At 53.5% G+C, this 15336-nt stretch carries 13 protein-coding genes; 12 read left to right on the top strand and 1 reads right to left on the bottom strand.

What is annotated here, in order from left to right:
* The first annotated feature begins 36 nt into the window (after window positions 1–36).
* The 11 genes from recN to clpP all read left to right on the top strand — a co-directional run bounded on the left by recN (window position 37) and on the right by clpP (window position 13213).
* Window positions 37–1737: a DNA repair protein RecN gene (gene recN, locus GT003_RS08110; protein ID WP_161696322.1), complete on the top strand. Its 1701-nt coding sequence runs from the start codon at window positions 37–39 to the stop codon at window positions 1735–1737.
* A gap of 123 nt (window positions 1738–1860) precedes the next feature.
* Window positions 1861–3186, top strand: coding sequence for a SpoIVB peptidase (gene spoIVB, locus GT003_RS08115; RefSeq protein ID WP_170312181.1), 1326 nt, complete (start codon window positions 1861–1863; stop codon window positions 3184–3186).
* Window positions 3187–3476: 290 nt separating this feature from the next.
* Window positions 3477–4295, top strand: coding sequence for a sporulation transcription factor Spo0A (gene spo0A, locus GT003_RS08120; protein WP_161696326.1), 819 nt, complete (start codon window positions 3477–3479; stop codon window positions 4293–4295).
* Between the two features lie 204 nt (window positions 4296–4499).
* Complete coding sequence (locus GT003_RS08125; protein WP_161696328.1) at window positions 4500–5096, top strand: TetR/AcrR family transcriptional regulator; 597 nt, start codon at window positions 4500–4502, stop codon at window positions 5094–5096.
* A gap of 80 nt (window positions 5097–5176) precedes the next feature.
* Complete coding sequence (locus tag GT003_RS08130) at window positions 5177–6886, top strand: ABC transporter ATP-binding protein (protein WP_338045886.1); 1710 nt, start codon at window positions 5177–5179, stop codon at window positions 6884–6886.
* A gap of 76 nt (window positions 6887–6962) precedes the next feature.
* A complete protein-coding gene (locus GT003_RS08135; RefSeq protein ID WP_161696332.1) occupies window positions 6963–8663 on the top strand; it encodes an ABC transporter ATP-binding protein in 1701 nt (566 codons plus the stop codon).
* Window positions 8664–8804: 141 nt separating this feature from the next.
* Window positions 8805–9323, top strand: coding sequence for a peptide-methionine (S)-S-oxide reductase MsrA (gene msrA / locus GT003_RS08140; RefSeq protein ID WP_161696334.1), 519 nt, complete (start codon window positions 8805–8807; stop codon window positions 9321–9323).
* Window positions 9324–9501: 178 nt separating this feature from the next.
* A complete protein-coding gene (locus tag GT003_RS08145) occupies window positions 9502–10335 on the top strand; it encodes a sugar phosphate isomerase/epimerase family protein (RefSeq protein WP_161696336.1) in 834 nt (277 codons plus the stop codon).
* 270 nt (window positions 10336–10605) lie between these two features.
* A complete protein-coding gene (locus GT003_RS08150) occupies window positions 10606–11808 on the top strand; it encodes an MFS transporter (protein WP_204798883.1) in 1203 nt (400 codons plus the stop codon).
* Window positions 11809–11889: 81 nt separating this feature from the next.
* Window positions 11890–12609, top strand: coding sequence for an RNA polymerase sigma factor (locus GT003_RS08155; RefSeq protein WP_161696339.1), 720 nt, complete (start codon window positions 11890–11892; stop codon window positions 12607–12609).
* A complete protein-coding gene (gene clpP / locus GT003_RS08160; protein ID WP_275589147.1) occupies window positions 12602–13213 on the top strand; it encodes an ATP-dependent Clp endopeptidase proteolytic subunit ClpP in 612 nt (203 codons plus the stop codon). The genes GT003_RS08155 and clpP overlap by 8 nt, the downstream gene beginning before the upstream one ends.
* 200 nt (window positions 13214–13413) lie before the next feature.
* On the opposite strand, the gene GT003_RS08165 is transcribed toward clpP, so the two are convergent.
* The gene (locus GT003_RS08165) at window positions 13414–13707 is read right to left on the bottom strand and encodes a DUF2627 domain-containing protein (RefSeq protein ID WP_161696343.1); all 294 of its coding nucleotides are present in this window, start codon (window positions 13705–13707) and stop codon (window positions 13414–13416) included.
* A 167-nt stretch (window positions 13708–13874) separates the two neighbouring features.
* Between GT003_RS08165 and lpdA the strand changes: the two genes are divergently transcribed.
* The gene (gene lpdA / locus GT003_RS08170; RefSeq protein WP_161696345.1) at window positions 13875–15299 is read left to right on the top strand and encodes a dihydrolipoyl dehydrogenase; all 1425 of its coding nucleotides are present in this window, start codon (window positions 13875–13877) and stop codon (window positions 15297–15299) included.
* Window positions 15300–15336: the final 37 nt, after the last annotated feature.

Below are 15336 nucleotides of genomic sequence, written 5' to 3' on the forward strand. Positions count from 1 at the left end.
AAGACGCATATTAACATGCTAAGGAGGAGAAATTCTATGCTTCGCGAGCTGTCTATTCGGAATTTGGCAGTCATTGAGCAAGTATCCGTGAAATTTCACGATGGGTTTCATGTCTTGACAGGTGAGACGGGTGCCGGCAAATCGATACTGATTGACGCACTCAGCCTTGTCGTCGGCGGCAGAGGCGCTTCGGACATGGTTCGATACGGCTGCGATAAAGCCGAGATCGAGGCGATGTTCGAACTGTCAGTTGCTCATCCGATCTGGTCCATTTTGAATACGTTCGGGATACAGGCTTCGCCCGAAGAGGGGCTTGTCATTCGCCGCGAGCTTTCCACGCAGGGTAAAAGCGTCAGCCGCGTGAATGGACATATCGTCACCTTATCGATGCTTCGCGAAGCAGGAGAATGCCTCGTTAATATTCATGGCCAGCATGAACATCAATCGCTGCTTCGAACGGAGAAGCACTTGGAATGGCTCGATTCTTATGCTGGGGATGCCGTCCTCGGGACGCTGGAGTCGTACCGTCTTGTTTACAAGCAATATGAGAAAGTGCGTGCCGAATTGAAGAATTTGGAGGAATCGTCCAGACAAAATATGCAGATGCTGGACTTATACCGATTCCAGATCGAAGAGATCGCCTCCGCTCGGTTAAAGCCGGGCGAAGACGAAGCATTAGCGGAAGAAAGACAGAAGCTCATGTCGGCTGTCAAGCGCCGTGACTCGGCCGCTGAGGCATATAGTCTGCTTCACGGCCCGAAAGGGCTGGACGCGATCAGCAAAGCCGTCATCAAAGTGACCGACATCCGTGATTACGATCCGCAAGTCGTCGATCCGCTGCTGGAGCAATTGCAATCGGCCTTTTACCAACTGGAAGACGCCGTATTCCAACTGCGCGATTATCGCGACGGCGTGGAGTCGGATCCGGAACGGCTGACGGACATCGAAGATCGTATCGATCTTATCAACAACCTGAAACGGAAATACGGGGAAACCATCCCCGATATTATAGCCTACTTGGGCAGCATTGAGTCGGAAGCGGACAAAATCGAAAACCGCGATGCGCATTTGGCTCGTCTCCAACGGGAGCTCTCCGCGCTGCTGACGGATTGTACGGCTCTCGGATTGCAGCTATCGTCGCTTCGCCGCAAAGCAGCGGACCGGCTTGCTTCCGCGATCGAGAGCGAGCTGCGCCAGCTTCAGATGGAACGCACGACATTCCGCGTACGGCTGGAGCAGCAGCCGATCGGAGACAATTACAAGCTCCACGCCAACGGAATCGACGAGGCTGCATTCCTTATCGCGCCGAATCCGGGGGAGCCGCTTAAACCGATCAGCAAGATCGCTTCCGGCGGAGAAATGTCCCGTATTATGCTCGCCTTGAAAACCATCTTCGCTTCCATTGATAAAGTGCCGGTACTCGTGTTCGACGAGGTCGACACCGGCGTCAGCGGCCGGGCTGCGCAGGCGATCGCGGAGAAAATGGCCCGTTTGTCGAGTCAATGCCAGGTATTCTCGATCACGCATCTGCCTCAGGTGGCATGCATGGCGGAGCATCATTATGAAATCAAGAAAACCATTATCGCTGAACGTACGTCGACGCGCGTCACGGAGCTGAACGCATTAAATCGGATCGAAGAGCTTGCCCGTATGTTAGGCGGGGTGGAAGTGACGGAAAAAACTCGCCATCATGCGCAAGAAATGCTTGACTTGGCTTATAAGCAGAAGGGGGCTTAATGGAACCCATTCAGGGAATGTTTTTGGCGACATAAAACAATAAGGGCAGGGATACCTTATAGGTACGCAAATGGCGAACCACCTTTCTCGTCAAGCGATTCAGCAGCAGGGAGCGTGAAGTCATTGAATGCCTATCAGCGGAAGCGGTGGCTGGGTTTACTCCTCGTCATCATCGTCTGCATGCTTGGTCTCTCCACTCCGATACAGCATTTCGCCGCATTTCCGAATGAAGTTCGATTATTTTCAGGCCAGTTGAAGCAGTTGGATTACGGTATGCCCGTTCATGCGCAAGTGACGTCGGATTCGCAGCTGCTGCAGATCAATGGCTCAAGCGATCGGTCCACATCCATTAATCTGAACAAACCGCTGACGATTCAATCAATGCATAGCGGCGAGACGACCTTGAAATTGAAATTATTCGGCAAAATCCCCTTCAAGACGGTGAAAGTGAACGTCGTGCCTGACTTACGCGTGATTCCAGGTGGACAAACCATCGGAGTCAAAGTGAAATCAGCCGGAATTATGGTTGTCGGTCATCATCAGGTCGTCAATGGCAAGGGAACGAAAGTATCACCCGGAGAAACGGCAAAATTGCAATTAGGCGATTTGATCGTCCGAATCAATGGCCATTATGTCAATGAGGTTTATAAAGTAGCCAAGCTGGCCGAGGAAGCGGGCACTGCTAATCGACCGCTTAATTTGACGGTAAAGCGCGGTACGCGCATGTTTGAAACGAAGCTTTCTCCGGTATTCGATGCTGAGGATCGCGCTTGGCGGCTAGGATTGTACATTCGCGACTCCGCAGCCGGCGTCGGAACGTTAACGTTCTATGCGCCAGATCAAGGGGTATACGGCGCTCTGGGACATGTTATAACGGACATGGATACTCAAACGCCGATCGAGGTAGGCGAAGGTCAGATCTTGCAGTCCAATGTGACCTCGATCAATAAGAGCCAGAATGGCGAACCCGGAGAGAAACGCGCCCATTTCATTAAAGAAAGCAAAGTATTGGGGAGCATTGAGCGGAACACGCCATTCGGCATATTCGGTAAAATGCAGGAGCTTCCGGCGCACAGCTACGATCAGCAATCGATGCCGGTTGCGTTTGCGGAGGAAGTGAAGGAAGGACCAGCGCAGCTGTTAACTGTCGTGAACGGTCAGAAGGTGGAGCGATTCAACGTCGAAATCGTCCACGTGACGAGACAGCAATCGCCTGCAACCAAAGGGATGGTTATCAAGATCACGGATCGTCGATTATTAGAGCAAACCGGCGGTATCGTGCAAGGCATGTCGGGAAGCCCGATCATTCAAGATGGGAAGCTCATCGGCGCTGTCACGCACGTATTCGTGAATGACCCCACCTCTGGATATGGGTGCTTTATCGAATGGATGCTGCAGGATGCGGGGGTATTGTTAAAACAAGCAAGCTTGAATCTTAAGGCGGCCTAAGCCCCTTAAGATTTTTGTTTTATTGGTACATTTAGTTTCAAGCGCACGGGGTTTGGTTATTAAGAAAAGTCAAAGATCTGTCGACGTTTTTGTCGAAAGAGAACGAAAGAGACCGGATCATGTAATAAATTATTCATTATAAAGCACATTGAATTAAAAATAAAGAAAAATATTATTCGACAGAAGGAATTTAAACGCACCTGTCGAAAATGTTTTAGTAAGCAGGATAAACGTAAAGATACTGCGTCACAACCATTACAGACGCGATAAAGTCTAAGGAGGATTTTACCTTGCAAAGAATTGAAGTATTGTTGGCTGATGACAACCGTGAATTTACGACACTGCTTTCTGAGTACATTTCGGAACAAAACGATATGGAAGTAACAGGAGTCGCCTATAACGGAGAAGAAGTACTGCGGCTGCTGGAAGAAACGCGTCCGGATATTTTGATCTTGGATATCATTATGCCTCATCTGGATGGTTTGGGCGTTCTGGAACGCTTGCGTGAAATGAATTTACCTTCTATGCCGAAAATCATCATGTTGACTGCGTTCGGTCAAGAGAATATTACTCAAAAGGCTGTTCAACTCGGAGCCTCTTACTACATATTAAAGCCTTTCGACATGGAAATTCTTGCCAACCGGATTCGCCAGCTCGTCGGGAATCCAACCGTGATTTCCTCATCTTCGACTTATATGAGCACGGGTTCTTCGATGGGAATGAACAAATCCAATGTGGTGCCGATTGCGAAAGGCAAAAATTTAGACGCGAATATTACGAGCATTATTCACGAAATCGGTGTGCCGGCTCATATCAAAGGGTATCAATATTTGCGCGAAGCGATTACGATGGTGTACAACAATATTGAGATTTTGGGTGCAATAACGAAAACGCTCTATCCGGCAATTGCCGAAAAATTCAAAACAACGCCATCCCGCGTCGAACGCGCGATCCGTCATGCAATCGAAGTGGCCTGGACGCGCGGTAACATCGACAGCATCTCGCATCTCTTCGGTTACACGATCAACATCAGCAAATCAAAACCGACCAACAGCGAATTTATTGCCATGGTGGCGGATAAGCTGAGAATCGAACATAAAGTAAGCTGAAGATAGATTCTATTCTTTATTAAACAAAGCAAAAGCACGTTAATCATTACGCCGCTTTATGCTCTGGTTGTCCAAACAACCGGCATAAAGCGGTTTTTTGTTGCGTTTTAAAATATCGATTGACTTTCCATCGCCTTCCATATAACATACGTTATATAACGATTGTTATATAACGTATGTTATCAATGAATAGGAGACGATTACTTGCCCCCTAAATCCGAGCTATCGAAGGAATTGATCCTTGCCGCCGCATTCGCCATCGTGCAAGAAGAAGGGCTTGATGCCGTGACGGCAAGAAGCATCGCCGGCAGACTGAAATGTTCCACGCAGCCCATATATAGTCTGTACGAGAATATGGACGCGTTAAAAGAAGCGCTTTACGGTGTTGCAATCGACGAGACATTGAACCGGATCAAGTCGTATGAAGATGCGAATAATTCGAGCGCCATGAATTTAACAAACGGTATTCTCCTGTTGGCGCATAACGAGAAGAACCTGTTCAAGATGGTTTTCTTGACGGAGCAAAAGAATTATTACTTGAAAGCCAATCGAAACAAACTTCGAGAAGAACTCATGACCGCACTCGTGCAAGTCGACGAACGGCTGCTCGGACTCGACAGTCGAACGATCGAGCAGTTGTTCTTAAAGCTTTCCATTTATATCGTCGGCATCGGTACGATGATCAACATCAACACGTTCCAGTTGGATATCGGTGAAGCGGAACGGATGGTCATCGAAATGTTTGATCTGCTTCTGGCCAAGGAAGGCATCCTCAATAAACCCGAGTCGACGGAGGAGTGACGAAAGTGAATGCCATTCCCTTTTCCGCATCTTCCGCACGGCGCAAACTGTTCTCTTATGTACAACCTTACCGGTTTTGGGTGGGGATTAAATTACTCAGTACGACGTTAAATGCAGGGAATGACATTTTTCTAGTTTACATTTTGAATATATTGGTCAATGCCTCGCTGGCGGGAGATCGTCCGGACGTTATAAAATCAATCGTTTATATGTTCGCGTCGGTTATGATCGGCCTCGCAGTCCATTACTTCGACACCTACGCTGCGGGACGTTATAGCGCTTATGCTGCGCGGGATATGAAGAACTCCCTCGCAAATCAGATCGATCGTCTGCCCGTCTCTTATCTGGATACGCATCACTCCGGGGAGTTGAATACTCGGATGACCGCCAGTATTACGACGATTGAAAATTTCTTAAGCGGCGACCTGGCGGCCCTTCTGTTTCATCTCATCCGAATCGGTGTCAGCCTAACCCTGATGTTATTTATGAATGTCCCCCTCACGTTGTTCTGCATCGTTATGCTTCCGCTCGCGGCGCTCTTCACCAACGCCATCGGCAAGCCGCTAAATAGTTATTCCTCCCGGCTTCAACAAAGCATCGCGCGAACGAACCATGTCGCTCAAGATACGATCAACGGCATCCACGTCGTCAAATCCAACAATCTGCTTCCAGTCTTGCTGCGAAAGTTCACTGCCTCGCTTGATCAAATGCTCGCCGATGCCCTGCGAATCGAGAAGCGAAATGCGCTAATGGGTTCGGTGAGCGTATTTGTCCAACTGGCGCCGTTTCTCGCGTTTTTCTTATTTGGCGCTTATTTGGTGACGCAAGGTTTATTTACGGGAGGGGGCTTGGTCGCATTTGCGCTGCTGCTGAGTTACCTCGTTCAGGGACTCAGCGCGCTGCCGAACGGGATCAGCAATTACAAGGTAACGATCGGCGTTGCCGAGCATTTATTCGCCGTCCTTGACCTCGATGCCGAACGGACCGGCACGATGCATCCGGAGCTGTCGTCAGGGGTACCGGCATTGGCGTTCGAGCAGGTATCGTTCTCTTACGACGGACAGAAACAATTGTTGAATGGGGTTAGTTTCGTGCTGGAACAAGGGAAGAAGACAGCCGTGGTCGGAGCGAGCGGTTCCGGGAAATCGACATTATTTAAGCTGATTGCCGGTTACTACGCGCAACAAAGCGGGAGCTTGAAAATGTTCGATGAGCCGTTGTCGTCATGGGAGCTCTCGCATGCACGCTCGAAGGTCGCGCTCGTGTCGCAGGATACATTTCTATTCTCCGGAACGATCGCGGACAACATCAGCTGCGGGGATACCGGCTTCACGAGATTGGATGTGGAACGAGCTGCTCAATCGGCGAACATCCATGTGTACATTCAATCCCTTCCGGCCGGTTATGATACGCTCGTCGGCGAACGGGGCGTGAAGCTGTCGGGCGGCCAAAGGCAGCGGATATCGATTGCGAGGGCGATCTTGAAGGATGCGCCTATTCTTCTCTTGGACGAGGCGACATCCGCGCTGGATACGGAATCGGAGATGCTCGTTCAAGATGCGATTAACCGCAGCATGAAAGGTAAATCCGTGCTGGTCATCGCGCACCGGCTATCGACGATCATCGATGCGGATGAAGTGCTCGTGCTCGATAATGGCGCGATCGCGGAGAGAGGCACGCACGCCGAACTGCTCATGAGAGACGGTGTGTATAAGCGTTTGTACAACCATCAACTGATCCAGCAGCAAGCTGACGGCGCGGATTCCTTGATGGAAAGCAAGGAGGCGTAGCGGATGGCGAATCAAAGTCTTATGGAGCTTCGACGCTTGTTCGGGTGCATCCATTCGCGAAAAACTTCCTATTGGGTTGAACTTAGCAGGCGTATGTCTCATCGAGGCGCTCGTACCCCTCGTCCTGCCGATGCTGATTAAATTCGTACTGGATGCCATTACGAACCACGATATGAAGGCTGTTTGGAAAGTGAGCTTCCTGTTCGCGGGCGTAACCGCGATACTTTGCCTGCTGCTGCCAGTCTTCAGCTATATGTTCGGCAAAGCGGTAAAGAAGGTCATGGCCGATCTGCGGCTGCGGTTGTTCGAACATGTGGGAAAGCTCCCGATGGGGTACTTCGAGAACACGCACAGCGGAGAAAGCATGTCCCGGATGACGAATGATCTGGGCGTCGTGGAGCAGGCGTTTAACGGAAGCATCCGATCGCTTATCGCGATGATTATGACTGGAGGATATGCAGCCGTATTCATGTTTCTGCTGGACTGGCGATTTGCGCTCGCGATGATCCTGCTTGGTTTCTTCATTACCTATGTGAATACACGATTTGCGAGGCCGATCCGCCGCATAAGCACGGATATACAAGCGTTGACCGGCAAGCAGCTGGAAATGTTGACGGAAAGCATCGCGGGGACGCAGGTCATTCGTATGTTCCAAATGTCGAACCGGCTGTTGAGGCGGTACATGTCTTCCAACGACCAAATGACCGCGCTGTCGGTCAAACGTTCGGCCAAAAATGCTTCTCTCAGTAGCGCGAATTACGGGCTCATGTGGATCAATAACGGCGGCGTGTTCATAGCCGGCTCGATCATGATGATCAACGGCTATATGACGCTCGGGACGATGCTGTCGCTGATTCTGCTATTGGCGGAAGTGACGAACCTCTTCCGCATGCTGGGCTCGTTATGGGTCGACATGCAGGCTTCCTTGGCAGGCGCCGCTCGCGTGTTCGAATTGCTCGATTCGGAAGAAGAGCCGTCCCGCTATGCATGCCCTGCGGATCCCGTTGACTATGATCCATCAAACGGGATTATGGAGCTTTGCAACGGAACGTTCGGCTATGCCGAAGAAGAGCGGTCGCTCGATGCCATACAATTCAATGTTCATCAAGGGCAGGTCGTTGCGCTCGTAGGCCCAAGCGGAGGCGGAAAAAGCACGCTGCTCAAGCTGCTGCTCGGCTTCTACCCGCTTCGGCAGGGCGAGATCCGCCTGCAAGGCAAAGGAATGGCGGAGTATACGCTATCCGAATTTAGGGACCGTATCGCTTACGTACCGCAGGAGTCCTACTTGTTCGACGGGACGATCGCGGAAAATATCCGGTATGGGCGAATGGACGCCACGATAGAAGAAGTCGAGGCGGCAGCCCGCGCGGCGCATGCGCATCCGTTCATTATGGAGCAGCCGGACGGATACGAGACAAGGGTGGGCGACAGAGGCGCAAGGCTGTCCGGCGGGCAAAAGCAGCGGATCGCAATCGCCAGAGCAATCTTGAAGGATGCGCCGGTCTTGCTGTTGGATGAGGCAACGGCGTCCTTGGACGCGGAATCGGAGCTAGCCGTTCACCAGGGGCTCCAACGATTGATGGCAGGAAGAACGACGATCGCCGTCGCCCATCGGCTGTCCACGATCAGACACGCGGATGTCATTTGCGTCATCGATCAAGGGAAGATCGCCGAGCAAGGGACGCATGATCAATTATTGGCGCTGGGCGGCGTTTACAAGTCTCTGCATGACATACAGGCACGAAATCAAGGAGCGGGGTTAGGCGAAGGAGCGTAGAGGGAGCCGATAAGAGAAATTCATATTGCGCCGCATTGCAGGGGCTTTATTCAGGCGACCAGCGTAGGATTGCATCCGGATATGTGGTACTATTTCTGGTGAGCGGCATCTGGCTAGGTTTCATGGAGGAGGAATGAGCACATGCAAAAAGCGACGTTTGCCGGCGGTTGTTTCTGGTGTATGGTTACGCCGTTCGAAGATCTGCCCGGTATCGAGGGCATCGTATCCGGGTATACGGGGGGTTCGAAGGAAAACCCCACGTACGAAGAGGTCAAAACAGGCGAGACAGGTCATCTCGAAGCGGTGCAGATTACCTTTGACCCCGAGCGATTCCCTTACGAAAAGCTGTTGGAGCTCTATTGGCCGCAAATCGATCCCACGGATGCATTCGGGCAATTCCAGGATCGGGGAACGCAATATGCGGCCGCGATCTTCTATCACGACGAGCAGCAATTGGCGGCGGCCCTTCGGTCGAAACAAGCCCTGGAGGCAAGCGGCCGATTCGATAAACCGATCGTAACGAAAATTTTGCCGGCGTCGACGTTCTACGAAGCCGAGGAATATCATCAAGACTACCATAAGAAGAATCCGAAACATTACAAGGAAGACCGCGAACAGTCCGGCCGCGATCGGTTTATCAGAGAAAACTGGTCCGAATAGACGTTACACGAATGATGAGGCACCAGGCAGCCGGTCGATAAGAACCGGTTGCCTTTTTTTGTCGGAGGCCGCCGGGCTGGTGGATTCGCTGCCAGGTGATCCATATCATTTGTTTGCCGGACGGAGGAAACCGAGCCGCGCAAATGGAATAGGTAACGTAAGGACGGGAGGGATAGCAATGAAAATCAGTATTTGTTCGTTCAGTTTTCACCGGATGTTAGCGGCGGGACAGCAGGATATTTTCCAATATATTCAGGATTGCAAGCAACTCGGATGCACGCAGCTCGATCCTTGGAACGCGCATCTAGCCCAGTTGAACGACGGCGCGGATGCGCTGCACGCCGGGGCCAACCCCGGCCAATCCCAGCATCTGAAGGCCGTGGACGACGAGTTTCTGGCACGCGTCAAGCTCGCCGCCGACGAAGCGGGATTGCCGTTCGGCTGTATCGCCGTAGACGGGGCGCATATTTACGAGGCATCCGAAGAAGCCCGAACAAGCAACCGGCAGCGCGCCTATCGTTGGATCGCCATCGCGGAGCAGCTCGGAGCAACCTCGGTTCGTATCGATGCCGGCGGACCGCAGCAGTGGTCCGAAGAAGTGTTCGGCATTATCGTGGAAGGCTATAAGGATGTCATCGAACATGCCCGCAATGCCGGCATTCAGGTACTCGTGGAAAATCACTGGGGTCCGACCGTTCTTCCCGACAATACGATTCGGCTTCTCGAAGCGGTTCCGGGGCTGGGCTTGCTGCTGGATTCATGGAATTGGGCGCATGGGAAGCAGGCGGAAGGCTGGTTGAAGTGCGCGAAATACGCAGCGGCCACGCACATCAAATCGTTCCATTTCACGGAGGATGGGCAGGAGCTGACGCAGAACGTGCCCGCCTTCTGCAAGCTCATGCTGGAGAACGGATTCCAAGGCACTTGGGGCGTCGAAAGCGTGCCTGCCGACGGCAACGAGATCGAAGGCGCGCGCAAGACGATTCAGCTGATTCGGCAGTCGGTTCAATAGCGCGTTGGCATTTGCCGCGTAGGCGGCTTCAAGCGGTTAAAGCTTGAGGTCGTCTTTTTCAGCATCACGCGGCCAGCCGCTTGAACGGACCAATTTGATCCATGCTCTTGTTCGAAGGCAGCAGAGATGCTACTGTATACGATAGCAGAGATCGAAGACGCAGCAAGAATGGACGACCAAAACTTCATTTCGCTTGGAATGAAACGCCAACTTCCGTGCCGCCATGGGAGCTGGCGTTTCATCTGTTTTGATTAACGGGAGGAAATTATTTTGACGACAACGACGACCCGCACGAAGGCTCCTTCTTGGACGCGACTGACGATTTTGTTATCCGTGACACTCATTGCCGGGTTCAATCAAGGGCTGCTCCTGCCGCTGCTGGCCATCATGCTGGATCACCGCGGCATTGCCTCCGATTTGAACGGATTGAATTCCATGGCGCTATATATCGGCACGTTCGGCATGATGTTTTTTATCGAGAAGCCGGTGCGGAAGTTGGGCTACAAGACCGGGATCTTGGCAGGCATCGTGCTTGCCGGAGCAGCTACGACGCTATTTCCGATCTGCTCGGCCTTGTGGGTATGGTTCATTCTGCGCATCGTTGTCGGCATCGGCGACAGCGCGCTTCACTATTGCACGCAGCTGTGGATCGTGAGCAGCAGCCCGCCGGAGCGGCGCGGCCGGTTTATTTCCTTGTACGGAATGGCTTACGGCCTCGGCTTCAGCTTAGGGCCGATCGGCATTAATTTGACGAATCTGGGCGATTGGATTCCCTTCGCTCTTAATGCGTTGTTGTTCACGATCGTCGCAATGTTCGTACTGAAGTTGAAGCCGGAATATCCCGAAGCGGCGCAGTCGGCCGCGGTGAAAGGCAACCGGTTTGCGTTTACGTACAAGGTTGCTTGGTTTGCGCTGCTGCCTGCGGTCTTATACGGCTTGCTGGAGTCGACGATGAACAGTAATTTCCCGCTCTATGGCTTGCGGGTTCATCTAAGCGAAGCGGAGATCTCGCTGCTGCTGCCTTCGCTCGGCGTCGGCAGTTTGCTGGTCATGTTCCCGCTGGGCAGCTTGAGCGACCGCCTCGGACGCAAGAGCGTGCTGACGTTCTGCGCGTTCTCGGCCGCCCTGTTGTTCTTTGCCGTCCCGCTAGCCGAGGATAAGGTCGCTTGGTTGTTCGTGCTGCTGACGCTGATCGGCGGACTGGTCGGATCGTTCTTCTCGCTCGGTCTGGCCTATGCGGCGGATCTTCTGCCGAAGAACGTGCTGCCGTCCGCCAACGTCATCGCTTCGATTCACTTCAGCATCGGCAGCCTGCTCGGCCCCAGCATAGGCGGTTACAGCATGCACAATATTGCGGCGAGCAGCCCCTTCATCATTCTGGGCACGGCTTTTCTGCTGTTCTCGGCCGCGGGCCTCTTTTTCCGAAAATCGAGAGGAGCGGAAGCATCGGAGTCGAATTCTTTCGTAATATAAGCATCGGCTGCGTATCCTTTTAACGGGGCCGTTCGTTTACAAAGTGAAAGCAAACCACATGGATGAGGAGGTGCTCATCGAATGACGAATCCAAAGCCGGCGGCAGTCGAAGAAATGCGGTTCGTGCTCTACCGGTACTGTTTGTCGCTGACGCGTTCGACCTGGGACGCGGAGGATCTGGTGCAGGAAACCTGCCTGCGGGCGCTGCCGGTCATGAACGGCGCGCTCGCGCATCCCAATCCGACGGCGTATCTCATGCGGACGGCGAAGAACATCGCGGTGGATCAATCCCGGCGCAAGCAGCGCGCAGGCCGTATGCTGGAAGCCTTGCAAGCGAACGAAAAGGTACTCAACCGCCTGTACGAAGAATCGCCCGAAATGGAAGAGATGCTTCAATTGCTGATTCGGCATTTGTCCCCGCTGCAGCGGACGGTCTTTCTGCTGAAGGAACTGTTCGGTTTCAAAAATGCCGAAACGGCCGCCAAGCTGTCAACGTCCGAAGGCGCGGTCAAAGCGGCGCTTCACAGGGCGAGGTCGGCGGTCGACAAGCTTATTCAACGCGCGGGCTTCGGCAAGCCGAATACGGATTCGGCCGGAATGCCGGCGGAGAATGCCGCATTGCTTCAAGCCTATGTCAACGCCGTGCGGGCAGGCGATCCGCAAGCTTTGATCGTGCTCGCCAATGCCGAAGATCAACGCATCGATACCGTTCAAGCGATCGGCCAGCTGAACCGGCTCGGCCAGCGATTTGCCGCTGCGGGTACCGGCTCCTCGTCCATCAGCATGTGTTTTGCTGCATAATGCGAACGAGGAGGATTACGCGATGAATTTAACGCCTTATGTCATTGAATCTACCAACCGGGGCGAGCGAAGCTACGATATCTATTCGCGGCTGCTCAAGGATCGGATCGTCATGGTCAGCGGGGAAATCGAGGATCACATGGCGAACGCGATCGTGGCGCAGCTGTTGTTCCTGGCCGCCGATGATCCGGAGAAAGATATCCAATTGTACATTAACAGCCCGGGAGGCTCCGTTACGGCGGGATTCTCCATCTTCGATACGATGCAGTTCATCAAGCCGGACGTGTCGACGATCTGCACGGGCTTTGCCGCGAGCTTCGGAGCGATTCTGCTGGCGGGAGGCGCGAAGGGCAAACGATTCGTGCTTCCGAACAGCGAAGTGATGATTCACCAACCGCTTGGCGGGGCGAGAGGCCAGGCGTCGGATATTCAGATTCACGCGCACTGGATCTTAAAGACGCGCGAGAAAATCAACGGCTTGCTGGCGCATCATACCGGGCAGTCGGTCGAACAAATCGAGAAGGACTCCGATCGCGACCGTTTCATGAGCGCGGCGGACGCCGTCGCTTACGGGATCGTCGATAAGGTCATCCAGCCGGCGTAATCGGTTTTCAGCCAAAACGCAAAACTCAAAACGAAAAACGTAAAACGTGAATCGTAAACGTAAAACGCAAATCGCATAACGCAGATCACAAACGTAAAACCAAAAGGCAGGCTCACCATCGAGGTGAGCCTGCCTTTTGGTTGTTGTGATGCTGCGCTGCCGTGTTCCCTGCGCTGCCCCGCGCCGCGCCGCGGCAAGGTTTAAGCCTGCGGCCGTGGCGGCCGCGGCCGTTTCTTGCGGTACCGAGGCGCGACGTAATTGCGTTTGCGATCGCGGAAGAACGTCCAGCCGCCGATAAACCCGACGCCGATCAAGAAGAGCACGAGTCCGGCAATGAAGCGCCACCATTCGAAGTTATGCACGGAGGCATCGTCCCCGAAGGAAGCGAAGTAGTGGAAAATGGCGTCTTTCATAAGCAGAAATCCGTAAGTGGCGCCGAGCCCCGGAATGACGAGCAGCAGCACCGCAATGAATCGAATGAAAACCTGCTTCATAACGTGATTGTTCCCCCTGACAGCCTGGCAAAGAATGCGCTTATACGGTAACCATCATACCTTTTCTGCGCGGGACTGTCCATTTCGAAAGCGGCGATGTTTTCCCCGGCTTCGAAAAAAGGTACAATAGGAATGGACCAGCTTTAGGAATGGAGAGGAGATCGACCATGACGATTGGGTGCGATATTGCCATCATCGGCGGAGGCATTGCCGGATATACAGCGGCAATCCGAGCGGCGCAGGCCGGGAAGAAAGTCGTAATCGTGGAGAAAGATAAGCTCGGCGGAACTTGTTTACATAAAGGGTGCATCCCAAGCAAGGCGCTGCTTCGCAGCGCGGAAGTGTTCGCGACACTGCGCAAAGCGGATACGTACGGCGTCCTGGTGGACGGAGCGGTAACGCTGGATTTTGCGAAGGTGCAGCAGCGCAAGGAGAGCACAGTCGAGAATTTGTATAAAGGCTTGCAGTATTTGATGCGCAAGCATGATATTACGGTCCTGCAGGGGAGCGGCACGGTCATCGGACCATCGATCTTCTCGCCGAAGAGCGGGAGCGTCGCGGTCGAATTCCCGGACGGAGACATGGATACGGTCGTACCGGCACATCTGATCATCGCCACGGGCTCGCGTCCGCGCGTGCTCAAAGGACTGGAGCCGACGGCCGGGCAAATCATGTCCAGCGACGAAGCGCTCGAGATGGACCGACTGCCGAAGTCCATTTTGATTATCGGCGGCGGAGTCATCGGCGTGGAATGGGCTTCCATGCTGATCGATTTCGGCATCGAGGTCACGCTCGCGGAGTCTGCTTCGCGTCTGCTTCCCGGCGAAGACCCGGAGGCATCTGCCGAATTGACGAAGCAATTGCGGCGCAGAGGGGTGCGCATATTGACGAGCATCCAATTGAAGCTGGATACGTATGCCTATAACAACGGACAAGCATCCATTACGGCGGACACGGCAGACGGACCCGTCATTCTAAGCGCGGAGCGTCTTCTCGTATCCGTCGGGCGGCAGGGGAATACCGAAAACATCGGCCTCGAAAATACGGATGTACGGATCGAACAGGGCGCGATTAAAGTCAATGCTTATTTCCAAACGAACGAATCGCATATCTATGCCGTCGGCGACGTGAACGGCGGATTGCAGCTGGCCCATGCCGCGGCGCATGAAGCATTGGTCGCGGTGGATCATATCCTCGGCAGCAAGGAACAGGCGCCTGATCATTCGCGCATCCCGCGGGCGATCTATTCCAAACCGGAAATCGCGTCCATCGGGTTAACGGAAGACGAGGCCAGCAAGAAGGGACATGCGGTCAAGGTCGGGAAAGTTCCGTTCCAGGCGATCGGCAAAGCGCATGTGATCGGGGAGGCGGAAGGCTTCGCCAAAGTAATCGCGGACGCGAAGACGATGGACGTGCTTGGCGTTCATATCGTCGGACCGCATGCGACCGATCTGCTGTCGGAAGCGTCACTGGCCATGCTGCTGAACGCTACGCCGTGGGAAGTCTCCCAGGTTATCCATCCGCATCCGACGCTGTCCGAGGTGCTGGGAGAAGCGATGCTGGCGCTCGAGGGCAAGTCGCTGGCGTTCTGATCAGCGGCCCGAAAGAAGCCAGCCCGGCAATTTCAGG

It is taken from the genome of Paenibacillus sacheonensis (assembly GCF_009909195.1).
Lineage (GTDB): Bacteria > Bacillota > Bacilli > Paenibacillales > Paenibacillaceae > Paenibacillus_Z > Paenibacillus_Z sacheonensis.

What these genes read in the sequence shown, in the direction of transcription:
- recN (WP_161696322.1), top strand. Translation starts at nt 37, where the DNA reads ATGCTTCGCGAGCTGTCTATTCGGAATTTGGCAGTCATTGAGCAAGTA.
- msrA (WP_161696334.1), top strand. Translation starts at nt 8,805, where the DNA reads ATGCAAAAAGCGACGTTTGCCGGCGGTTGTTTCTGGTGTATGGTTACG.
- GT003_RS08145 (WP_161696336.1), top strand. Translation starts at nt 9,502, where the DNA reads ATGAAAATCAGTATTTGTTCGTTCAGTTTTCACCGGATGTTAGCGGCG.
- GT003_RS08155 (WP_161696339.1), top strand. Translation starts at nt 11,890, where the DNA reads ATGACGAATCCAAAGCCGGCGGCAGTCGAAGAAATGCGGTTCGTGCTC.
- GT003_RS08165 (WP_161696343.1), bottom strand. Translation starts at nt 13,707, where the DNA reads ATGAAGCAGGTTTTCATTCGATTCATTGCGGTGCTGCTGCTCGTCATT.
- lpdA (WP_161696345.1), top strand. Translation starts at nt 13,875, where the DNA reads ATGACGATTGGGTGCGATATTGCCATCATCGGCGGAGGCATTGCCGGA.